The following is a 21,375-nucleotide window of genomic DNA, read 5'->3' on the forward strand; positions in this document are numbered from 1 at the left end:
GTCACTCTCTATGCCGGTCTGATGTTCTAGGTCCGGTATAGGGCTAGACTAGACAGAGTTTTTGCAAATGGCAGCCAAGTTGGCTGCCATTATTGTTTGTGATCATGCGCAGATCGATTTTCCGACATCAGGAAAAGAGACGCATCCCGTCGAAATATAATTTCAGAATAGCAGGCGGGCGGAGTGTTTATTGTCATCCGCGGCGTTCCGGATGGTGGTTGGCGACCTTGTTATACTATACCGAATTGGTAGCGTATTGAGGTCATCAACGAGGAGGTTTGTGATGAAAACCGCCGCTCTCATTCTCGCTCGCCTGGCCTTGGCCGCCGCCATAAGCTTGGCGCCTGTCGCCACCGCTTTGGCTCAGTCGCGTACGCTCACCAATGTCAGTTACGACCCCACCCGCGAATTCTATGAAGAGTTCAACGCGGCCTTCATCGCACATTGGCTGGCCCAATCGGGCGAAACCATTGCCGTGCAGACCACGCATGGGGGCTCGGGCGCGCAAGCCCGCTCCGTTATAGAAGGGCTGCCCGCCGACGTGGTCACCCTGGCGCTGGCAAGCGATATCGATATGATCTCCGACACGACCGGTCGGATACGGCCCGATTGGCGCGGAACCCTGCCCAATGCCAATGCGCCCTATACGTCGACCATTGTCTTCCTGGTGCGCAAGGGCAATCCCAAGGCCATAGCCGATTGGGACGATCTGATTGCCGAAGGCGTAGATGTCATCACGCCCAATCCCAAAACCTCCGGCGGCGCGCGGTGGAACGTTCTGGCGGCCTGGGCCTGGGCGCTGAAGCAGCCAGGCGGGTCCGAGGCGACCGCGCGTGACTATCTCGCGCAGCTTTTCCGTAATGTTCCGGTCCTCGATACCGGTGCGCGCGCCGCGACCATCACCTTTGCCCAGCGCGGTCTGGGCGACGTATTGATTGCCTGGGAAAACGAGGCCCTGTTGACGCTGGCCCAACTGGGCGCAGACCAATTCGAGATCGTCACGCCCTCCGTCTCCATCCTTGCCGAGCCCCCTGTGGCCATTGTGGATGGCAATGTCGATGCGCGCGGCACGCGCGATCTGGCTCAGGCCTATCTTGATTATCTCTATTCGCCTGAGGGCCAGGCGCTGGCGGCCAAACACTATTTCCGCCCGGCCGATACATCGGGCATAGATCCCGCACTATTGTCTGGGTTTGCCGAAATTGATCTTGCCCGTGTCGACGATTTCGGGGGCTGGCGCGAGGTCCAAAAGACCTTCTTCGCCGATGGCGGAATATTCGACCAGGTGTTCGAGGGCAATTTCTGAACGGGCGGAGCGATGCTTGAACGTCTCGGACAAAAGTAGCCACGGTCTTGCTCCTCGGGCCTCAACCCGAGGATCGGCAGGGTGACCGAACAGTTCTAATGCACCGTGGCCGGCTCGATAGGTGTTGCCGGTCCGTCGCCCACCTTCGGGCCGGCCCAGAACACCACATAGAGCAGGTCCTGGCCGGCCGCATCGGTGATCTCGATGGAGCGCGGGGCGTCCATTTTGCCCCCTTCGCCGGCAACCTTCTCGATAATTGCGCGGCCCATTTCCGCCGCGGTCTGCTCGGCCGCTTCCAGATTGGGATGCTCGCTGCCGGTGTCGTCACGGATCAGCGCGTCTTCGGTACGATAGTGAAAATAGTATCGCGGCACGATCTTTTCCCGTTATCCGGGTTAAATATAGGGCAGCGGGCCTGGCGCTGCCAGCCCCGCCCCGGTCAGTCCGCGCCGCGCAGGGCACGATAGCCGTGGCGGTGCCACAGCAACGGGCTGGCAACGGCACTGGTCTCGGCCTCGACGATCGCGCCCGCAAACAGCACATGAGTGCCCGTCTCCATGGCTCCGATAACCTCGCAGTCCAAGGCCGTGACCGCTCCATGCAGAAACGGCTGCCCCGATGGCCAGCTTCCCCATTGCCCAACGTTGAACCGTTCAGCCGGTTCCACCTGACCGGCAAAGGCATCGGCAATGGCCTCCTGCCCAGCGGCGAGCATGGCCAGCGAGAAACTGCCTGTCTTGGCGATCAGGTCGGCCAGGCGGCTCACAATATCGATGGAAACCAGAATGGCCGGCGGCTGCGCGGACAGCGAAAGCACCGAGGTCGCCGTTCGTCCAATGCGTTCATCGCCACGCCGCGCCGTCACCACATGCACGCTCGAGGCTAGGCCCGACATGGCCGAGCGAAACTCGGCGTCATTGACGGCCGGCCTGCGCAGTGGCCTCAGCGCCATGGTATCGGGCAGGTCGAAATCGGGCATAAGGATAGTCATGGTGGAAAGACGCTATCGGTGCAATGTCGCCGGCGAAAATGCCAGCATGCTCTTTCCCCGGCGAGGGGCCGTGGAAGGGTGGTGAGCCCGCACGTTCAGGCGGGGCTCGCCACGAAAAGATCAGCCCAGATTGGCTTCGGCAAATTCATAATTGGCCAGCTTGTCGAGGAAGTTGGTCACATAGTCCGGCCTGCGATTGCGGAAATCGACGTAATAGGAATGTTCCCAGACATCCAGGCCCAGCAGGACCTTGCCTTCACCCGTGGCCAGCGGATTGGAACCGTTCGGCGTCTTGGTGGTCTTGAGCTTGCCGTCGGTGCCCAGCACCAGCCAGGCCCAGCCCGAGCCGAACTGGGTGGTCGCGGCCGTCTTGAAGCTGTCCTTGAAGGCGTCCACGGAGCCGAAATCTTCAACAATCTTGCTTTCCAGCTTGCCCGGCACCTTGCCGCCATTCGGGCTCAGCGCCTGCCAGAAATGGATGTGGTTCCAGTGCTGGCCGGCATTGTTGAACACGGGCGCCAGATCGGCCTTCTCCTTGGCGAAGGCCACGATGTCCTCAAGCGACTTGCCGGCCAGTTCCGGCATTTTTTCAACGAAGCCGTTGAGCGCGGTCACATAGGCCTGGTGGTGCTTGCCGTGATGCAGTTCCAGCGTTTCCTGGCTCATCCCGGCATCGGCCAGCGCATTGGCGGAAAAGGGCAGGGCGGGCAATGAGAAGGTCATAAAAGCTTCCTTTCGCAATCGGCTTGCATGTCCGGACAAGTCCGGCTAATTTCCAAGTAATGGCTTTGAAAACCCTTTCAACTGATATGTCAAGCTCAACCTTGGAAAATGCGTCCTGGTCGCCGCGTAATCCGGCCGAGCGCATCCTGATGACACTCAAAATGCATGGTGCGCTGTCGGCCGCCGCGCTGGGCAGCACCCTCGGCACCACCAGCGAGGCTGCGCGCCAGCAATTGCTGCGCCTGGCCGAGGAGCGGCTGGTCGAGGCGAGAAACGCCGGCAACGGCGTTGGCCGGCCAACCCAGCTCTGGAGCCTGACGCCGGCGGCGCAAGCCCGCTTCCCCGATACCCATGCCGCATTGACGGTCCAACTCCTCGACATCGTGCGAAAGCATTTGGGGGAGGAAGCCCTCGATGTCATCATCGCTGAGCGCGAAGCCGATACCCGCAATGCCTATGAAGCGGCGGTGCGATCCCAGCCCGATCTCAAGTCCAGGGTGGCCGCTCTGGCCGACCTGCGCAGCAAGGAAGGCTATATGGCGGCCTGGACCGAACAGCCGGACGGGTCGGTGCTGCTGGTCGAAAACCATTGTCCCATCTGCGCCGCCGCCACCGCCTGCCAGGGTTTTTGCCGCGCCGAAATTGACGTCTTTCGCGCCGTGCTCGGGCCCGATGTTGAGGTGGAACGGCAGGACCATATCGTCAGCGGCGGCCGCCGGTGCACCTATTCCATAAGGACCAGCACGAATGCGTCAGCCTGACCGCCCCCCTCCGGGCACCCAATTGCACCGCATCGGCTGGGAGGCACCCGAAGGGCTGGACGAAAAATTGATCCGCAGGGTGGTGGATGAGTTCTATGCCCGCGCGCGCCGCGATGACGTTATCGGGCCAGTCTTCAACCGGGTCATTCCCGAGCCCGAATGGCCGGCCCATCTCGACAAGATTGCCGACTTCTGGAGCTCTATGCTGCTTGGTTCGGGGCGCTACAACGGCCGCCCCATGCCCAAGCACATGGCTATTCCCGAGCTTTCTGACCTTCACTTCATGCGCTGGCTGCGCCTGTTCCGCGAGACGGTGCAGCAAGTTTGCCCGCCCGATATTGCCGCGCTCTTCGTCGAGCGCTCCGAGCGGATCGGCAATTCGTTCCGCATGAATATCGCCATGCGGCGCGGCGACGATATCTCCCGTATGGGCCCGCTCATACGCGAGCCCGACCCGGTCTGGCAGCCCGATCGGGAGACTGATGGGTCTGACTGATCCAGCGGCGGCGCTAGGTATCTGGGCCCGAAGGGCTCGTTTCTTGGGCTGCCGGGACGCGGTTCTGCGCTAAACTGCACCAACGATTCGTCCGGGCTTTCGGCGTGCAGGTCATTGCTACAGAATTTAGCGAACATTTTGCCGCCGGCACCGTATTGCTGCGGGCCGGGGAGCTGGATGAGGCGCTCAGGCAGTTCAAGGCCGTCTATTCCGACGCCGAAACCACCGGCAATATGCATCTCATGGCGTCCAGCCTGTGCGAAATCGCCTGGACCTGCTTCAAGATGGGCGATCCGGAGCAAGGGTTGGAATGCGCGGTTGGCGCCAAATGGCTTTGGCGTCGGCTCGGCAATTCCGAGGAGCTGGCTCGCGCCCTGGCGGTCGAAGCTTTTCTCTTCCTCGACCTTGGCCTGGGCGATGAGGCCTTCGATCTCTCCGGTGAGGCGCTGGATTTGGCCCAGCGTCTGGCCGCGCCGGCCATTCTCGCCTTTGCACTGAATGTTCGCGCCGTCGTCCTCGCGGTGTGCCAGGAGTCGGAACTGGCGCTGTCCCTGCTTGAGCAGGCGGTGGATTTGGCAAGTGCGGCCGGCAACAAGACGGCTGCTGCCTTCTATACGCTCAATAAGGGCTTTGCTCACGCTAAACTGGGTGAGTTGGAGCACAAGGTCGGGCGGGCCGCCCGCGCGGCAGAGTACCGCGCCCTTGCCATCGAGCACAGCCTGGCCGCCGCCGACCTGGCCGCCAGTGCCGGAGACCTCTGGACTTTGCGCGTCGCCCTCTGCAACGGCGCCGAATTCTTGTCGGCTGACGGCCGCAATGGTGAAGCAACCGCCTTGCTCGACCGCTGGGCCGGTTTGCCCGGCGAGGTCAGCGCCAGCCTGCATATTCATCACCTCTATACGCTTGGCCAGGTGCGCCATGCCGCCGGTCAGCACCGGCAGGCGCTCGCCGCCTGCACCGATGCGCTTTCACTGGCCGAGGCAAAGGGGCAGATCGACCACCAGGTCAACGCCGCCGAAATCTTGAGCCGCATTCTGGAGGCCATGGGCGACACCCCCGCGGCCCTCTCCATGCATCGCCACTATCACAGGCTTTTCGTCCAGCAATCCGGCGAAGCCGCCCGCCGCCGCGCCCGTGTCGAGGAAATCCGCACCGAAGCTGACCGGTTGCGGGCCCGCGCCGCCGAATTGGCCGATCAGGCCCTTTCCGATCCGCTGACGGGCATCGCCAATCGGCGCAGCTTCGACCAGATCCTCGAGCGGCTGGCCGGCAGCCCGGTGGCGGTCGCCATTGTCGACCTGGACAATTTCAAGCGGATCAACGACCGCCACACCCACATTGCGGGCGACGCCGTCTTGCAGCGGGTCGCCCGCGTCATGGTCGACCAGATCGCCACCCACGGCCATGTGGCCCGGCTGGGTGGGGAGGAATTTGCGCTGATTTTTCCCGAGGCGCCGCTGGCCACCGCCGCCGCCTTCTGCGAGGGCATTCGCGTTGCGATCGCCAATGCCGATTGGGAGGCGCTTACGCCCGGCATGCGGGTCACGGTCAGCATTGGCGTTGCCGCAGGCGATGGCACCCACCCAACGGGCGAGCTGATGCAACGCGCCGATTCCCGTCTCTATCTGGCCAAGCAGGGCGGCCGCGACCGTGTCTTTGCCGAAGACCACCCGGCCGCCACGCGTCAAGCCGGAGCGGCCAGCTAGTTCACGCCAATAGGCCGAGATCGCTCGGAATATCGCGCTCAAACACCAGCTTGCCGTCCACCACCGTCAAGCGGGCCTGATGGATCGCCGTGCGCCGCGCCGCGACATCGGGCGGTCCGTCGGTCTGGCTGCGCTCGTCCCATTCGGGATGCGTGAAATAATACATGACCGCATGATCGCCATTGACCACCACATCGGCGTGCCGGACATAGCGCTTGTCCATTGCGTCCGCGCCCGGCTCGCCCCCGACAAGACCCTGGCGGACCCAGGCGATCGTATCGTCCGACCGATAGACCGCCTGGCCCCGCCATTCGTCCACGATCAGCCAATAAGAACCGCCCATCTCGAACACATTGGGCCCTTCATGAGGCGGCGCGTCAGGCGAACCCGGCAGCACCAGCCCTTCGAGCGACCAGGTCATCATATCCGTGCTGGTTGCGCTCCAGGTGCTCGAACCCTGGCCTTCGTCCTTGTACCACATCCGCCACAGCCCGTCGGGGCTGCGAAACACGCAGGCATCGATGCAATTCTGGCTCGAGAGTTTCAGCGGTCCCACCCGCGTCCAGTTCTCCAGGTCCGGACTGGTGAAATGAGTAATGGTCCGCGCCACTTTCCAATGCGTCGGCACCCCGGTGATGTAGCTGAGAAACATGTGATACTGCCCCTCGGCCCAAAGGATTTCCGGCGCCCAATGGGTGTTGAGCCCATCATCCCCCGGGGCGTCCAGCCCTTTCACCGTGCCGCGATAGTGCCAGCTCGCGCCGCCATCGCTCGACACGGCAATGCCGATCGGCGACCCGTGAATCCAGCCAAATCCCGGTTCATCGGCGCTGGCCCGGCGATTGGTGTAGAACATCCACCATTCGTTCGTGCCTTCGCGCTTGACCACAACCGGATCGGCGGCACCATCCTCTATCGGATCGCGGAAAATTGGGGCGCTCATGCGTAAATCCTGACATGCCGCCCGTCGGGACGCAGCACCAGTTCGCCGCTTCGCCCCACGCTGTCATTGGCCATTTCCAGCATGGCTGGATCGGTCGCGAGCTTGCCGTCGCCGGCATCGTCTGTCGACAAGACCGAGGCTTTCAGCAGTCGCGAATAGGCATGTTCGGGCTTGTCCAACACCGTGCGCGCATCGCCCATTTCCACAACCCGCCCCCGCTGCATGATGATGATGCGGTCGGAGATGTAATAGGCCGTCGCCAGGTCATGGGTAATGTAGATCACCGAGACCTTGAGGTCGTCACGCAGGCTTTTGAGCAGATTGACGATGCTCATCCGCAGCGAGGCATCCACCATCGAAACCGGTTCGTCCGCGATCAGCAGCGGCGGATTGGGGATCAGCGCCCGCGCAATGGCGCAGCGCTGCAATTGCCCGCCGCTCATTTCATGCGGAAACCGCCCGCGCACCTCTTTCAGGCTCAATCCCACCTTCTGCAGCGCTTCGTCCATCGCCTTGTCGATCACGGCCTTGTCGCTGGTCCTGAGAAAACGCCGCGCCGTGCTTTCGAGATAGCGCTCGATCTGCTTGAGCGGATTGAAAGCCTCGAACGGATTCTGGAACACCGGCTGCACATGGCTCATGAAATCCAGGCGCTTGGCCCGTCCGGCATGGCGGTCGACCTTCTCCCCGCGAAACAGGATTTCCCCGCTCGAAGGGTCTTCCAGCCCCAGGATCATGCGAGCCAGCGTCGTCTTGCCCGAGCCGCTTTCGCCAATGATCGTGAAGATTTCCGGCTTTTCGGCGCTCAGCGAAAAGCTCGCATTCTTCACCGCATCGATCGTCTTGCGGCCGAATAGCCCACCCATGGTGAAATGCTTGCTGACATCGCGCACATCGAGAAGCGAACTCATGCCATCACCCCTGCAGGCTTGGATACATTGACCAGTGGCTCCACATCTTTCCAGCGCCAGCAGGCGGTGCGATGGTCCGGTCCGATGGTCTCCATCGGCGGCACCTCCTTGCGGCATTTGTCCACCGCCAGCGGGCAGCGCGGATGGAACCGGCAGCCCTGCGGCGGATCGGCCAGGTTCGGTGGCCGCCCCTCCAGCGCCGGGCGCTGCTGGGTATCGCCAATGCGGGGCAGGCTGGCCACCAAATGGGCCGTGTAGGGATGCTTGGGCGCAAAGAACATATCGCGCGTCGGGCCTTCCTCGACCAGCCGCCCGGCATAGATAATGCCCACGCGATCCGCGACATTGGCATGCACGCTCATGTCATGGGTCACGAACACCACCGAGGCGCCCATTTCCTTCTGAATATCGCGGATAAGGCTCAGCACCTCCTTTTGCACCACCACGTCCAGCGCCGTGGTCGGCTCGTCGGCGATGATGAATTCGGGGTGGCAGACCGTCGCCAGGCCAATGGTCACGCGCTGCCGCATGCCGCCCGACAATTCATGCGGATAGGCGCGCAGCACGTCCGGTGGCAGCTTCAGGCGCGCCAGATGCTTGATCACGCGCTCCTCGAAGGCTTCACCTTTGAGACCAAGCGGGCGCTGCGCGAAATCCTGGAAGGTCCTGCCGATGCGCCGGACCGGATTGAGAACGCTCATCGAGCCTTGCATGATATAGCTTAGATGCTTCCAGCGGACGGCCTCGATCTGCTGGGGCGTCGCATGGGCCACGTCGATTGGCCCGCTGGAGAAATTGTATTTCGCCGTGCCCTCGACCACCCGCAGCGGTGGACGAATGGCGGCCGCAAGCACCTTGATGAAGCTCGTCTTGCCCGAGGAGCTTTCCCCGGCAATACCGTAGACCTCGTTCTTGCGCATGGTGACAGTAATGTCGTCCACGGCACGCACCTCGCGCGCCACGCCGAAATAGTTCATTTGGTAATAGGCCTTGAGGCCTTCGACCTTGAGGATTTCGGGGTTGTCTTGCAGGCTCATTCTTTCGCGCCCCTATGGTGCGGTTCCTTGGCACCCTCCCCCTTGAGGGGAGGGCCGGGGAGGGGGTGGCTGCGTGGTCCACTGATCGACCCCCACCCCCAGCCCCTCCCCTCAAGGGAGAGGGGAGCGGTCTCGAGCAAAACCCTCATGCGCCCATCCTCCGCAGCCGGCTGCGCGGATCGATATATTCGTTCATGCTGACGGCCAGCAGGAACAGGCCCAGAAAGGTCATGACGATCAGAATGACTGGGATGACGATCCACCACCATACGCCAACCACCATGGCCGAGTGGGAATTGGCCCAGTAGAGGACCGTGCCTATGGTCGGATTGTTGATATTGGTGAAGCCCAGCACTGCCAGCGTCACCTCCATGCCGATGGACCACAGCATATTGTTCATGAAGGTCGCAAACACGATGGGCATGACATAGGGCAGGTGCTCTTCGAGCAGCACTTTGCGCGTGCTCATGCCTGCGAACACCGCATGGCGGGTGAACTCGCGATGCTTGAGGCCCAATGCCACCGATCGGATCAGCCGGGCGTCGAACGGCCAGCCGAAACAGGCCAGGATCAGCGCCATGGTGAAGCTGTCCATATTGTTGCGCAGCACGAAATAGAACAGCACCAGAATGGGGAAGATCGGCACGGCCACGAAAATGTCGTTCACGAACATCAACACCCGGTCGACCCAGCCGCCGATATAGCCGGCGGCCAGCCCCACCGTGATGGAGATGATGCGGCTCAGGACCGCCACCGTGATGCCGAACAGCAGGCTGTTCTTGAACGCGGCCGAGAGCTGCCAGAACAGTTCCTGCCCGCGCGAATTGGTGCCGAACCAGTATTGCGCCGAAGGCGGCTGGTCGGGAATGGCCATATAGATCAGCGACGGATCCATTGGCGCAAAGAAGGACATGCTGGCAAACACCACCATGATGCCCACCAGGATCAGCCCGATGGTGAACTCGATATTGTAGCGGACAAGGTCGCGGAAAACGGAAAACATGGCGACTACTCCGCCCTGACGCGCGGATCGAGCAGCGGGTGCAGCAGATCCACGATGAAAATGGCGGTGGCGACGGCGGTGATCGACACGGTACACACGGCCAGTACGGTCGAATAATCACCGGCATTGACGGCATCGACCAATAGCGAGCCCATGCCGGGATAGTTGAATACCTGTTCGGTAATGATCGTGCCCGAAAACACACCGCCGATGACCATGGCCAGGGCAGTGATCTGCGGCACCAGCGCGTTGCGCATCACATAGCCGCCCACGACCGTGCTGCGCTTGACCCCCGCCAGTTCGGCATAGGTCACATAATCTTCGGTCACGATATTGCTGACCAGCGCCCGCATGCCGATGAACCAGCCGCCCAGGCCCACCAGCACCAGCGAGAGTGCCGGCAGCAGTGAGTGCTGCAGCACCGAAAGGATGAAGGGCAGCGTCAGGGCCGGCCGCACGTCCATGCCGAAGCCACCCGAAATCGGCAGCACCGGCCAGAGGAAGCCGAAGATGATCAGGATGATGAAGGCGACGATGTAGTAGGGGATCGGCTGGATGCCCATGGCCACAATGCCGAAGGCCTTGAAGAAACGGTTGTTCTGGAAATAGCCGGCCAGGCCGCCCATCACATTGCCAATCACGAAGGTGATGAAGGTCGAGGTCAGCAACAGGCCGAGCGTCCATGGCATGCCGCGCATGACCAGCTCCATCGCCGGCGTCGGAAAAGCCATCAGCGATGCGCCCAGGTCACCGCGCAGCACACGTGTCCAGAAATTGAAATATTGCGTCATCATCGGCTGGTCGGTGCCGAACATGGCGGTCAGTGCTTCGCGCGTCGAGGCTATGGCCTCCGGCGACAGGTTGGATCGGGCCGACAGGCGCCCGAGCACCTGCTCGACCGGATCGATTGGAGAAAGATAGGTCACGAAGAACATTGCAGAGACGCCGAAAAAGATAACTGCAAGCAATTGCAGCAATCTCTTTCCCGCAAACCAGAGATAAGAATGCATTCGGGGCCAATCGTCCTTTAGGTCCGCTGCCGGCGGGGTTCGGCGCCGCCGCAGATGGGAGTCAACACCACCCCTTTGGGGGAGGAGGATGGGGCAGGGCCGGAAACGCAGAATTGGCTCCACCGACGTGTTCCGGTTTGGCCCACAGGGCCGTCCTTATCGGGGTGGAGGCCGCAACTTTGTGCCGGCACTGAAACGGACGTCCCTGCTTGTCCAGGGGCGTCCGAATGGGTCACGCGACCCGCTATGGGCACAGGGGCGCGCCACGGAGCACGCCCCTGTGAATGGCTCGGTCGTCGCCGAGCCACCCGGGAGCTGTTAGCTGGCCCCTTCGACCGGCGAGATCTGGGTAAAGATATAGCGGCCATTGGACCAGTTGGTCACAGGGTTGGCGTAATTGTTGTTCGCATCCGGCCAGCCGGTCCAGAACCGGTTCGACTGAATGGAGAACACATTATAGGCCATGATCGGAATATTGGGCATTTCTTCGAGATGCAGCTTCACGAAGTCATGGCCATATTCGATGCCCTTGGGATCATTGAAGTCGATGCCGCGGATCTTTTCGATGATTTCATCCAGGCGCGGGTCTTTCCAGCGCATCCAGTTGCGATCCGGCTGGGATTCGCCCGGCGCGGCGACATAGGCCGAGTGATAGCTGTCCATGAAGAAGCTGAGATCGGGGTGGCCGCCCCAGGTTTCCACGGCCCAGGCGATATTGCACTCGTAATTGCCCACGCGCTGCCTGCCCCAGGTATCGGCATCCACCTCGGCGGTAGCGCCAATGCCGTTCTGGGCCCAGGTCTGGGCAATGATCACGCCAAGGCGATTGACCACGCCTTCCTGCGGTACCATCACCGAGAACTCGAAGGGCTGGCCGTCCGGCATCATCCACTGATTGCCGTTCTTGGTGAAGCCGGCAGAGGTTAGCAGCTCTTCGGCAGCCGGAATGTTCTGCTTCCACCAGCCATAGCCGAAGGCATTGCGTACGGCTTCTTCGTCGGTCGGCACCGCGTCGCCGAACTGCGGCCGCACCATATCGGCGATTTGCAGGCCCACATTGGGATCATAGGGCTTCACCTTGGAGGTGCCCGTGTCGATCTCGTAATTGATCAGGAAGTCCTGCAAAGGCGCGTGGTAGTCGCGCGGATGGGTGCCGGTGGGTGGCACCGAAATGGCCGAGAGCGTGGCCGCACCGCGATAGGACGCCATGGACATGGCGCGTGCGTCGAGCATGAGTGCGAGGGCCCAGCGAACCCGCTTGTCCTGGAACTTGGGGTTCTGGTGATTGAAGATCGCCATCACCAGCGTCGGATCGGGGTGGGCATAGGGGAAGCCCGGGAACCAGCCCTGGATCTGCTGGTCCTGCTGCACCACCGAGAACGTACCTTCCGGCGTCAGGTCGTGCACCATGTCGAGATTGCCATTGCGGATCTCGATCAGGCGGTTGTCCGTGGAAATATTGTTCCGGTAGATGATGTATTTCGGCTTGGGCTCGGCAATCATGCCCATCGCCGTGCGTTCCCAGTCCTCGCGCTTTTGCCAGATATACCAGGTGCCGTTCGGATCGAACGAATGCAGCGTGTAGGGGCCGATCGAGACGGGCGGATTGGCCTCATAGCTGAGAATGTCGTCGACCTTCTCATAGACGTGCTTGGGCATGATCCATGCCGCGGTCCAGCGCACCGAGAACAGCGTATGGAAGCGGGAATTGGGCTTGTTGAGCTTGAAATGCACCGTGTACCTGTCCGGTGCAGTGACCTCGGCAACCTGCACTGAGAAGGCGCCATTATAGGGCGTGCCGGGGGTCGAAGCCTGCTTTTCGACCGTGAACACCACGTCGTCGGCGGTGAACTCAACCCCGTCGCTCCAGTAGATGCCCTGCTTGAGCTTCACGGTCATTTCCGAGAAGTCGTCGTTATACTGCCAGAGATCGTCGGCCAGCGAGTTGTAGACGGCGTTCTCGCTTGCGCCCTCGATGCCGGCATCGGGGTCGATGAACCACAGCGTGTCGGTGGTCAGGTTGTGCAGGCCATTGCTGGTGCCATTACCGGCGCCAACGGCCCACAGGTTGAACCAACCCGGATTGCGGATGATCCCTTCGGGATTGTGAACGATGACCGTTTCGCTGCGCGGGAACTGCGTCAGGTCCGGCGCGGAGCCTTCCGCGTCCTGCGCCAGTGCCAGCCCCTTGCCGGCCACCATCAGTGCGCCGACAGCGGTCGTGCCAATCAGAAAACTGCGTCTATCCATTGATGTCCTCCCATAGCGAGGCGCCTTGCTGTGCCTCTTTGCGCGCAGGCCTTTTAGCCGCGCGATAAGTCATACTTAACTAGGGGGTCGGGGCTGTCAATGGACTTTGTGATACAAATCCAAAACTATGATACACAATACGAAGAGGCGCGCCTTTTCAGGGGCGCGCCTTCACAAAATCGCTGTTCATAATCCGTACATGAAGCGGGTCCAGGACCCATCCCTGTCAGATCTTCACGCGTACCATCTGGTAGGAATAGGGCGGGAGTACGACCGAGAGCCGGTCGCCATTCACCGTGGCACCTTCACCCTTGCGCGGCGCAACCTCGTCCTGATTCTTGGCCGTGTTGACAGCCTTGAGATCAGGATGCGTCATCACCTGGTGGTCAATAACGCTTGCATTTTCAAAGCCTTGCAAGCTGACCTCGGTCTCGATGCTTTCGCTGGTATGACGATTGACGAGGAAGAAGGTCAGGGTGCCTTCCTCTTCATTGTGCACGCCCGAGACGTCGACAAAAGCGGTGTCCTGGGCATGCGTGGTCTCATAGCCCGGCGAACTGGTCTTGAGCTGCAAGGCCGTGCCGCGGCCAAAAACCGAAGCAAAATAATAGGGATAGTAGATCGTCTGCGCCCAGGCGGGCCCGCCTTTTTCGGTCATGATCGGGGCGATCACATTCACGAGCTGGGCGATACAGGCAATCTTCACCACATCGGAACGGCGGATGAAGGTGTTGAGGATCAACCCCACCATCAGCACGTCTTCGAAGTTGTAGATATCCTCCAACAGGCCCGGCGCATGCGGCCAGCCGCTATTGCCGTCAAGGATCTCGCGGTCCTTCTTGTTGGAATGGTACCAGACATTCCATTCGTCGAAGGAAATGGTGATGTCTTTCTTGGACTTCTTCTTCGCCTTCACCTGCTTGATGGTCGAAGCGACGGTCTCGATATAGCGATCCAGCTTCTCGCTCAGGCCCAGATAGTTGGGTGTATTGTCGTCACGATTGGCGAAATACATGTGCAGACTGATGTGGTCGACATGGTCATAGGTATGCTCGAGCACAATGCGTTCCCAATCGGGGAAGCTGGGCATATCCATATGCGACGATCCGCATACGATCAGTTCAAGTGACTTGTCGAACATGCGCATGGCGCGGGCGGTGTTAGCGGCCAGTTTGCCATATTCGTCGGCATCCTTATGGCCGACCTGCCAAGGGCCGTCCATCTCGTTGCCCAGGCACCACATCTTGACGTTCCAGGGTTCCTTGCGCCCGTTCTTGATGCGCAGGTCGCTCCAGTATGAACCGCCGGGATGGTTGACATATTCGAGGAAATTGCGGGCCTCATCGACGCCGCGCGAGCCAAGATTGACCGCGAGCATCATTTCGGTGCCGACCGTGGCGCACCAATCGGCAAATTCATGCACGCCCACGGCATTGCTTTCCGAGGTGTGCCAGGCCAGGTCGAGCCGCACCGGGCGCTCCTCGCGCGGCCCGATACCGTCTTCCCAATTGTAGGCGGAAACGAAATTGCCACCCGGATAACGCACAACGGGGACATTGAGCTTCTTGACCAGTTCGGCCACGTCGCCACGCATGCCATCCTTGTCGGCCGTGGGGTGGTCGGGCTCATAAATGCCCTCATAGACCGCCCGGCCCAGATGTTCGAGAAAAGCCCCATAGACACGATCATCAATTTTGGAGATCGTGTATTCCTTGTTGGCAATGACGGACGCCTTCACCGGCCCCTCCCACTAATTCCGTTTTTCTGATTTATATCAGCAATGGCGTTTTAGCGGTGGCATGGCTGGCGCGCAAGCTCAAAAATATGATTTTTGAGGATCGTCATGGCAAACCCCGCCATTTGTGGCAGCGAAGATAGCGTATCGCAAACTGTCCTATGCGGGGATAAGTCAGGCGCTGGTTTGAAGGCGCAACACGATATCCTGGTCGTAATTGCCAAAGCCGCGGCCGAAAATATTGATCCCGCCCGGATGCTTGGCATCCGGCTTTACGGCAATGCGCAGGCGGATCGAATGGTGGTTGCTCAGATCCAGGTCGTGCAGCGACACGGGCGAGATCTTCATTCCATCGACATAGGTGCCGTCCAGCGTCACCCGCCAGCTCTTGAGCTTGCCATATTGGCTGCCCTTGAGCTTCCACCAATCGGGCGTATAGACCCCGCGTTTGTCGCCGAAATCGCCGGTCGAGAGCCAGGTGCCGATCTCGGTGCCATTGATCGAAAGGGTAATGTCGCTTGGCCAATCGGCCGAAGTGCCGGGAACCTCAGAGCTCAGTTCGAGCATGAACTCCATGGATTCTATGGTGTTTTGCGCCAGTTTGGCATTGTTGGGGAATTGGTACTCCAGATAGCCGCGCGTGAACCAGATCAGTCCCGCCTTCATGCGATCCGGGTCGAGAAAGGTATCGGGCACGTCGAGCAGGCCGATAATGCCCTCGCTCGAGCAAAGTCCGCAGGGCGCCGTGACCTCGCAGCTCGTATAAAGGCCGAGCGGCATCGATACCTCGATCGTATTCGCCCTGAGCGGCCTGATGTCGTCCTTGAACATCACCAGCACTTCATCGAAGGTCGAATGGCAGATCTTCTGGTTGCCCTTGCGCGCCTTCTGCGTTTCCGTGCGGATCAGGCCTGCGCCTTCCAGAATTTGCAGATTGGTCGAGACGGTCGACTGCGGCAGGCCCAGCTTTTCGGCAATGTCATTGCCGTTCATCGCCCCTTCCACATGCAATAGCTTGAGCATCTTCACCCGGATGGGCGATGCCAGGCCCTTGAGCACGTCGATGCCTTCTTCGGGGTCGATAACCAGAAAATTGCGGCTCATACGGCCTCTACCATGTTTTCGGCGGAATAGTTGACTGTCTATCAGGAAATATGAACCAATCAACCCGACGGGTGCGGTCCATGGTTTTGATCCCGAATGTTCGATCCTTTCGAAATGCGACTAAGGCATAACTTCCCCTGGCGACGCAGACCTGTTCTGGAGCAGTTTTGCCGCGGGGGAACGCGGCCAGGTCCGAGACTATCCGCGCCAAGAAGGGGAGAGATCAATGTCTGACGACAAGGCCGCAAGTTTGCGCGAGGCCGCGCTGCATTTTCACGCGTTTCCCAAGCCCGGGAAACTGGAGATCGTGGCGACCAAGCCACTCGCCAATACGCGTGACCTGTCCCTGGCCTATTCGCCCGGCGTCGCCATTCCCTGCGAGGAAATCGCCGCCAATCCGGCCGATGCTTACAAGTACACCTCCAAGGGTAACCTGGTGGCAGTGATCTCCAATGGCACGGCGGTGCTGGGCCTGGGCAATATCGGCGCGCTGGCCTCCAAGCCGGTGATGGAAGGCAAGGCGGTTCTGTTCAAGAAGTTCGCCGGCATCGATTCCATCGATATCGAGGTCAATGAGCAGGACCCCAAGCGCTTCATCGAAGTCGTCGCGCCGCTCGAACCAAGCTTTGGTGGGGTGAACCTCGAAGACATCAAAGCGCCCGAATGCTTCGAGATCGAGGAAGCTCTGCGCGAGCGGATGAACATCCCCGTCTTCCACGACGACCAGCATGGCACCGCCATTATCGTTGCCGCCGCGGTGATCAATGCCATGCGCCTGGTCAAGAAGGACATCGCCAAGGCCAAGATCGTGACGTCGGGGGCAGGGGCGGCGGCCATTGCCTGCATGAACATGTTGATCGCGGTCGGAGCAAAAAGGGAAAACATCTGGATCGCCGATAGCAAGGGCCTGGTGACTAAAAAGCGCGACAATTCGGTCGATCGCTGGCGCGGTGCCTTCGCGCAGGACACCGACGAAACAGAGCTTAGCGCCGTCATGGCGGGGGCGGATATCTTTGTGGGCCTGTCAAAGGCCGGCGCGCTCAAACCCGAAATGATGCAGGATATGGCGCCCAATCCGCTGATCCTGGCGCTTTCCAATCCAGTCCCCGAAATCATGCCGGAACTGGCCAAACAGGCGCGTCCCGATGCGTTGGTTTGCACGGGACGCTCGGACTATCCCAACCAGGTCAACAATGTCCTCTGCTTCCCTTTCCTCTTCCGCGGGGCGCTTGATTGCGGCGCTACCATCATCAATGAGGAGATGAAGGCGGCAGCCGCCCATGCCATCGCCAAACTCGCCCATGAACCCGGGCTTGAAGCCACGGCCCATGGCGTGCCGGCAATCTTCGGGCCCGATTATCTCATCCCCAATCCTTTCGACCAGCGGCTTATCCTGCGTATAGCCCCGGCCGTCGCCAAGGCGGCGATGGAAAGCGGTGTGGCCACCCGTCCCATCGCCGATTTCGAAGCCTATCGGGACCAGCTGCGCCGCTTCGTCTTCCGCTCGGGCATGGTGATGAAGCCGATGATCGAGCGGGCCCAGGCCTCGGGCAAGCGGATCGCCTTTGCCGATGGGGAGGACGAGCGCGTATTGCGGGCCGCACAGGTTATCCTCGAAGATGGCATCGGCAAGCCGATCCTGATCGGCCGCCCATCGGTGATCGAAAACCGGCTGGAGCGCTTCGGCCTCACCATTCGGCCGGGAACCGATTTCGAGGTTATCAATCCTGAGGATGATCCGCGTTATCGCGACTATGTCGCCGACTTCCACGCGCTGGTGGGACGGAAGGGGGTGACCCCCGATACCGCCCGCACCATTGTGCGCACCAATACCACTGTTATCGGCGCGCTGGCGGTGCGGCGGGGCGAGGCCGATGCACTGATCTGCGGCCTGCAGGGGCGCTTCATCAAGCATGCCCGCGACATTCACTCGGTGATCGGCGTGGCGCCGGGGGCACGGCAGCTCTCGGCGCTCTCCATGCTGATCCTCAATCGCGGCGTTTTCTTCCTGGCCGATACCTATGCCAATATTGATCCGAGCGAGGACGAACTGGTCTCGATTGCCCTGCAGGCCCGCGACCACCTCAAGCGCTTCAACCTCGAGGCCCGGGCGGCCCTCTTGAGCTACTCCAATTTTGGCTCCCGCGACGGCGAGAGCAGCGAGAAGATGCGCGCCGTCTATGACCGGCTCAAACTCGAGGCGCCGGACCTGGTGGTCGAGGGCGAGATGCAGGGGGACCTGGCGGTCAATGCCGAGCTGCGCGAGCGCTACATTCCGGACTCCGTGCTCAAGGGTGAAGCCAACCTGCTGATCTTCCCGAATCTGGAGGCGGCCAACCTCTCCATGACCCTGCTCAAGGAGATGAACAATGGCCTGCATATCGGTCCCATCCTGATGGGCACGGCCCAGCCAGCCCATATCCTGGCGCCGACGGTGACCAGCCGCGGTATCGTCAACATGACAGCGATCGCCGCGACCGAGGCAGCGGGGTAGGCGCGACGGAGCGCCGCCCTGGCATTGCTGCCTCGCGGTTGCACGGTGAAAAGCGGCTTTCGCCTCGGTTAAATTAAAGAAGAGGCGAAAGCCGCTTCCCACGAACAGGATTTCGGACGCATGCATCGAGCGGCCCCCTTGCGGGTTGCTCATCCCATCCACGAGCGGCACAGACTTTTGGCCCGGATGCCGAAACATCCATCGCCGCCTGTTGCCGTTCGCTTCAGTTGAGCGACCGGTGGTCAGCATACACGCCTCCGCCCGATCGACACCGTGCGGCCTGCCTCCTCACCCGGCACTTCGTCGGTACCGCGTGTTGTCGGTGAGGACGGGGACAGTATGTGGGAGGTTTTGGGGGCGGGGATATCTATTAGCGGCCAGCCGGGCTTTCAAAGCGCCCAGGGGCTGGTCAGCCGCACCTGTGCTTCGCTAGAGTTCCTGCAGATCACAGGACTATGTGACCGCAAGAGGAGAAAAGCCCATGAGTTTCCGTGCCCTGCTGACAGAAAAGGCCGAGGACGGGACCGTCTCGTCCGAGGTCCAGACGCTTGAGGATTCGCGCCTGCCCGAGGGCGATGTCACGGTGGACATCGAATGGGCCGGGCTCAACTATAAGGATGGGCTATGCCTGACGGGCAAGGGTGGCCTGGTGCGGACCTATCCCCATATTGCAGGGGTCGATTTTGCCGGGACCGTGCGGGAAAGCGACGATTTCCGCTATCGTATCGGCGATCGGGTCGTGCTGACCGGATGGCGCGTCGGCGAAACCCATTGGGGTGGCTTTGCGGAGCGGGCCCGGGTCAAGGGCGACTGGCTGGTGCCGCTGCCGGCCAATCTGACCACGCGGGACGCCATGGTCATCGGCACCGCCGGACTGACCGCCATGCTGGCAATCAACCGACTGGAATGGGCAGGCCTAACCCCATCCTCGGGCGAAGTCCTGGTAACCGGCGCGGCCGGCGGCGTGGGATCCATCGCCGTTTCCCTGCTGCGGCGCCTTGGCTACGGCATTGCCGCGCTGTCCGGACGCCCCCAGCATGCCGATATGCTCCGCGCGCTGGGCGCTGGCGAGGTTGTCGATCGCGCCGCGTTCCTTGCACAGCCGGACAAGCCGCTGGAATCGGCACGCTATGCGGCGGCCATCGACTGCGTGGGGGGTGAGATATTGGGCAAGCTTCTGCGCCAGATTGCCTATGGCGGATCGGTTGCCAGCCTTGGCAATGCGGCGGGCATAGACCTCAAGACCAATGTATTGCCCTTCCTGCTGCGCGGCGTGAACCTTCTGGGTATTGACAGTGTGATGCAGCCCTTCGACGCGCGCATGGCGGCATGGTCCCGGCTGACGGGCCTGTTCGACCTGGCCGCCTATGCCGACAATGTCGAGGCGGTCGGATTGGCAGCATTGCCGGATAAGGCCGAACAAATCCTGCGCGGGCAGATCAAGGGCCGGGTTGTCGTCGATCCCCGCGCCTGAGCCACCTCTTTAGGCTCAAACGCTCCGGCGGGCGTCAGGCGATCAGGGCCAGCCCCTTGGTATCGGCGCCGAGCAGGGCCGCAATGAGGTCCGATTGGGTCACCATGCCCTGCAATTGCCCGTTGCCGGTGGCCACGGGCAGGTGATGGTGGCCGGTATCGAGCATCAGCTTGACCACCAGGGCAATAGGCGTCGCCTCGGTGACGCTCGCCACGTTTGCACTCATCACGTCCCGGACTTTGCCGCGCAGCGGCCGGTCCGAATTCGATATGGACCGTAAGCGCCAGCCCAGGCCCGACGAAGCGTGAGCCGGCCCCCATTCGGCCTTTTCGAGAATATCGGTCTGGGTCAGGATGCCGGCCACATGCCCGGCCATGTCCACCACCGGCAGGGCCTTGATCTCGTGGCTGCGCATGGCGCGCAGGGCCACGCGCAGCGAAGTGCCCGGCTGCACGCTGACCACATTGCGCGCCATGACCATGCCCACGGTGAGACCGCCGGAGCGGCGCAGGAACGCCAGCAAGGCCGCCCGCTCGAGCATGTTTTCGAGGTCCATCGGGTCCACGCTCACCACTTCGTCGCGCTCGCGGATCGCGGCCTTGAGATCATCCACCGAGATCCCGAGGCTCACCTTGGGGGCAAAAGGGATCACCTTGGCGCTGGCGACCGGCGTGGCGGCCGCGCGATGCGGATATTGCTTGCCCGTCATGCGGTTGAACGCCACCGCGGTGAGTAGCAGCATGATCGAATTGATGGCCACCGGCCAGGCCACGAAAGCATAGCCCAGTTCGGTAATGGCCGGACCGCCGATCACCGCGGTAAGCGCCACCGCGCCGCTGGGCGGATGCAGGCATTTGAAGGTCAGCATCAGGCCGATGCTGACCGAGACCGCCAGCGCCGCTGCCACGGCCGTGCCGCCCAGCACCATGGCGCAACTGACCCCCACCAATGCGGCCAGACAATTGCCGGCAAGAATGGACCATGGCTGCGCCAACGGACTGGCGGGTACGGCAAACAGCAGCACGGCCGAGGCGCCGATCGGTGCCATCAAGAGCGGCAGCTCCTGGCCCTGGCCGAGCGCCAGCGCCGTCACCCCGGCGGTCGCCAGGATGCCGACAAAGGCACCCATAGCGGCGCGGAGCCGCTCGAGCGGGCTGACCGGGACCATATTGGGTAGGAGGCGGGCGAGAAACGTCATCGCCGCTCCACTAGCATCGCGCCTGCAAGGGCACAAAGCGTGACGATGCGTTCTTTTCGCCAATCGCGCAAAAAAATGCTGGGCCCAACGGAGCCTGCCTGCGCCCGCCCGGGCAATCTCGAAGCGATGGGAACGCGGCCGGGGGAGGGGGCGTCTTTGCGGGCGATGCCGGGCGGACGGGGCCGGACCGTCTTGCCGCGACCTATCCCAAAGGCCTAACCTGCCTGACAGGA

At 61.6% G+C, this 21,375-nt stretch carries 18 protein-coding genes; 6 read left to right on the forward strand and 12 right to left on the reverse strand.

Annotated features, from left to right (window positions below; translation table 11 throughout):
* Positions 1 to 283: 283 nt before the first annotated feature.
* Positions 284 to 1,306, forward strand: a complete 1,023-nt coding sequence (locus V8Z65_RS05445; RefSeq protein ID WP_338723052.1) for a sulfate ABC transporter substrate-binding protein — start codon at positions 284 to 286, stop codon at positions 1,304 to 1,306.
* A 95-nt stretch (positions 1,307 to 1,401) separates the two neighbouring features.
* On the opposite strand, the gene V8Z65_RS05450 is transcribed toward V8Z65_RS05445, so the two are convergent.
* The 3 genes from V8Z65_RS05450 to V8Z65_RS05460 form a co-directional block, all read right to left on the reverse strand.
* Positions 1,402 to 1,680, reverse strand: coding sequence for a hypothetical protein (locus V8Z65_RS05450; protein WP_338723053.1), 279 nt, complete (start codon positions 1,678 to 1,680; stop codon positions 1,402 to 1,404).
* 65 nt (positions 1,681 to 1,745) lie between these two features.
* Positions 1,746 to 2,297 carry a flavin reductase family protein gene (locus V8Z65_RS05455; protein WP_338723054.1) on the reverse strand — a complete coding sequence of 184 codons (552 nt, stop codon included), beginning with the start codon at positions 2,295 to 2,297 and terminating at the stop codon, positions 1,746 to 1,748.
* Between the two features lie 120 nt (positions 2,298 to 2,417).
* Entirely contained in the window at positions 2,418 to 3,020 is a 603-nt protein-coding gene (locus V8Z65_RS05460; RefSeq protein ID WP_338723055.1) for a superoxide dismutase, read from the reverse strand.
* Between the two features lie 86 nt (positions 3,021 to 3,106).
* On the opposite strand from V8Z65_RS05460, the gene V8Z65_RS05465 reads away from it, so the two are divergent.
* The 3 genes from V8Z65_RS05465 (at position 3,107) to V8Z65_RS05475 (ending at position 5,983) form a co-directional block, all read left to right on the forward strand.
* Positions 3,107 to 3,781, forward strand: coding sequence for a metalloregulator ArsR/SmtB family transcription factor (locus V8Z65_RS05465; protein ID WP_338723056.1), 675 nt, complete (start codon positions 3,107 to 3,109; stop codon positions 3,779 to 3,781).
* On the forward strand, positions 3,768 to 4,277 hold the full coding sequence (locus tag V8Z65_RS05470; protein WP_338723057.1) for a group III truncated hemoglobin: 510 nt from the start codon (positions 3,768 to 3,770) through the stop codon (positions 4,275 to 4,277). Before V8Z65_RS05465 ends, V8Z65_RS05470 begins: the two co-directional genes overlap by 14 nt.
* Positions 4,278 to 4,381: 104 nt before the next feature.
* Positions 4,382 to 5,983 carry a GGDEF domain-containing protein gene (locus V8Z65_RS05475; protein ID WP_338723058.1) on the forward strand — a complete coding sequence of 534 codons (1,602 nt, stop codon included), beginning with the start codon at positions 4,382 to 4,384 and terminating at the stop codon, positions 5,981 to 5,983.
* Between the two features lies 1 nt (position 5,984).
* On the opposite strand, the gene V8Z65_RS05480 is transcribed toward V8Z65_RS05475, so the two are convergent.
* The 8 genes from V8Z65_RS05480 to V8Z65_RS05515 form a co-directional block, all read right to left on the reverse strand.
* Positions 5,985 to 6,926, reverse strand: a complete 942-nt coding sequence (locus tag V8Z65_RS05480) for a family 43 glycosylhydrolase (protein WP_338723059.1) — start codon at positions 6,924 to 6,926, stop codon at positions 5,985 to 5,987.
* On the reverse strand, positions 6,923 to 7,837 hold the full coding sequence (locus tag V8Z65_RS05485; protein ID WP_338723060.1) for an ABC transporter ATP-binding protein: 915 nt from the start codon (positions 7,835 to 7,837) through the stop codon (positions 6,923 to 6,925). The genes V8Z65_RS05480 and V8Z65_RS05485 overlap by 4 nt, the downstream gene beginning before the upstream one ends.
* Positions 7,834 to 8,874 carry an ABC transporter ATP-binding protein gene (locus V8Z65_RS05490; protein ID WP_338723062.1) on the reverse strand — a complete coding sequence of 347 codons (1,041 nt, stop codon included), beginning with the start codon at positions 8,872 to 8,874 and terminating at the stop codon, positions 7,834 to 7,836. The genes V8Z65_RS05485 and V8Z65_RS05490 overlap by 4 nt, the downstream gene beginning before the upstream one ends.
* A gap of 145 nt (positions 8,875 to 9,019) precedes the next feature.
* Complete coding sequence (locus V8Z65_RS05495; RefSeq protein ID WP_338723063.1) at positions 9,020 to 9,877, reverse strand: ABC transporter permease; 858 nt, start codon at positions 9,875 to 9,877, stop codon at positions 9,020 to 9,022.
* A 5-nt stretch (positions 9,878 to 9,882) separates the two neighbouring features.
* Complete coding sequence (locus tag V8Z65_RS05500) at positions 9,883 to 10,887, reverse strand: ABC transporter permease (RefSeq protein WP_338723064.1); 1,005 nt, start codon at positions 10,885 to 10,887, stop codon at positions 9,883 to 9,885.
* 318 nt (positions 10,888 to 11,205) lie between these two features.
* Complete coding sequence (locus V8Z65_RS05505; protein WP_338723065.1) at positions 11,206 to 13,137, reverse strand: ABC transporter substrate-binding protein; 1,932 nt, start codon at positions 13,135 to 13,137, stop codon at positions 11,206 to 11,208.
* Between the two features lie 226 nt (positions 13,138 to 13,363).
* Complete coding sequence (locus V8Z65_RS05510) at positions 13,364 to 14,875, reverse strand: alpha-N-arabinofuranosidase (RefSeq protein ID WP_338723066.1); 1,512 nt, start codon at positions 14,873 to 14,875, stop codon at positions 13,364 to 13,366.
* A 171-nt stretch (positions 14,876 to 15,046) separates the two neighbouring features.
* Positions 15,047 to 15,976, reverse strand: coding sequence for a helix-turn-helix domain-containing protein (locus V8Z65_RS05515; RefSeq protein ID WP_338723067.1), 930 nt, complete (start codon positions 15,974 to 15,976; stop codon positions 15,047 to 15,049).
* Between the two features lie 226 nt (positions 15,977 to 16,202).
* Between V8Z65_RS05515 and V8Z65_RS05520 the strand changes: the two genes are divergently transcribed.
* Positions 16,203 to 18,470 (forward strand): NADP-dependent malic enzyme, encoded by a 2,268-nt coding sequence (locus V8Z65_RS05520; RefSeq protein ID WP_338723068.1) that lies wholly within the window; start codon positions 16,203 to 16,205, stop codon positions 18,468 to 18,470.
* Positions 18,471 to 18,951: 481 nt separating this feature from the next.
* Positions 18,952 to 19,944: an oxidoreductase gene (locus V8Z65_RS05525; RefSeq protein WP_338723069.1), complete on the forward strand. Its 993-nt coding sequence runs from the start codon at positions 18,952 to 18,954 to the stop codon at positions 19,942 to 19,944.
* Between the two features lie 34 nt (positions 19,945 to 19,978).
* Here the strand turns inward: V8Z65_RS05525 and V8Z65_RS05530 are convergent, their stop codons facing one another.
* Positions 19,979 to 21,142 carry an HPP family protein gene (locus V8Z65_RS05530; RefSeq protein ID WP_338723070.1) on the reverse strand — a complete coding sequence of 388 codons (1,164 nt, stop codon included), beginning with the start codon at positions 21,140 to 21,142 and terminating at the stop codon, positions 19,979 to 19,981.
* Positions 21,143 to 21,375 lie beyond the last annotated feature (233 nt).

This window comes from Devosia sp. XK-2 (assembly GCF_037113415.1).
GTDB lineage: Bacteria > Pseudomonadota > Alphaproteobacteria > Rhizobiales > Devosiaceae > Devosia.

Bases quoted from the DNA above. Each gene is read 5' to 3' on its own strand.
- V8Z65_RS05455 (WP_338723054.1), bottom strand. From the start codon at position 2,297: ATGACTATCCTTATGCCCGATTTCGACCTGCCCGATACCATGGCGCTG.
- V8Z65_RS05500 (WP_338723064.1), bottom strand. From the start codon at position 10,887: ATGCATTCTTATCTCTGGTTTGCGGGAAAGAGATTGCTGCAATTGCTT.
- V8Z65_RS05525 (WP_338723069.1), top strand. From the start codon at position 18,952: ATGAGTTTCCGTGCCCTGCTGACAGAAAAGGCCGAGGACGGGACCGTC.
- V8Z65_RS05445 (WP_338723052.1), top strand. From the start codon at position 284: ATGAAAACCGCCGCTCTCATTCTCGCTCGCCTGGCCTTGGCCGCCGCC.
- V8Z65_RS05465 (WP_338723056.1), top strand. From the start codon at position 3,107: ATGTCAAGCTCAACCTTGGAAAATGCGTCCTGGTCGCCGCGTAATCCG.
- V8Z65_RS05490 (WP_338723062.1), bottom strand. From the start codon at position 8,874: ATGAGCCTGCAAGACAACCCCGAAATCCTCAAGGTCGAAGGCCTCAAG.
- V8Z65_RS05460 (WP_338723055.1), bottom strand. From the start codon at position 3,020: ATGACCTTCTCATTGCCCGCCCTGCCCTTTTCCGCCAATGCGCTGGCC.
- V8Z65_RS05470 (WP_338723057.1), top strand. From the start codon at position 3,768: ATGCGTCAGCCTGACCGCCCCCCTCCGGGCACCCAATTGCACCGCATC.
- V8Z65_RS05530 (WP_338723070.1), bottom strand. From the start codon at position 21,142: ATGACGTTTCTCGCCCGCCTCCTACCCAATATGGTCCCGGTCAGCCCG.
- V8Z65_RS05520 (WP_338723068.1), top strand. From the start codon at position 16,203: ATGTCTGACGACAAGGCCGCAAGTTTGCGCGAGGCCGCGCTGCATTTT.
- V8Z65_RS05495 (WP_338723063.1), bottom strand. From the start codon at position 9,877: ATGTTTTCCGTTTTCCGCGACCTTGTCCGCTACAATATCGAGTTCACC.
- V8Z65_RS05505 (WP_338723065.1), bottom strand. From the start codon at position 13,137: ATGGATAGACGCAGTTTTCTGATTGGCACGACCGCTGTCGGCGCACTG.
- V8Z65_RS05480 (WP_338723059.1), bottom strand. From the start codon at position 6,926: ATGAGCGCCCCAATTTTCCGCGATCCGATAGAGGATGGTGCCGCCGAT.
- V8Z65_RS05485 (WP_338723060.1), bottom strand. From the start codon at position 7,837: ATGAGTTCGCTTCTCGATGTGCGCGATGTCAGCAAGCATTTCACCATG.
- V8Z65_RS05515 (WP_338723067.1), bottom strand. From the start codon at position 15,976: ATGAGCCGCAATTTTCTGGTTATCGACCCCGAAGAAGGCATCGACGTG.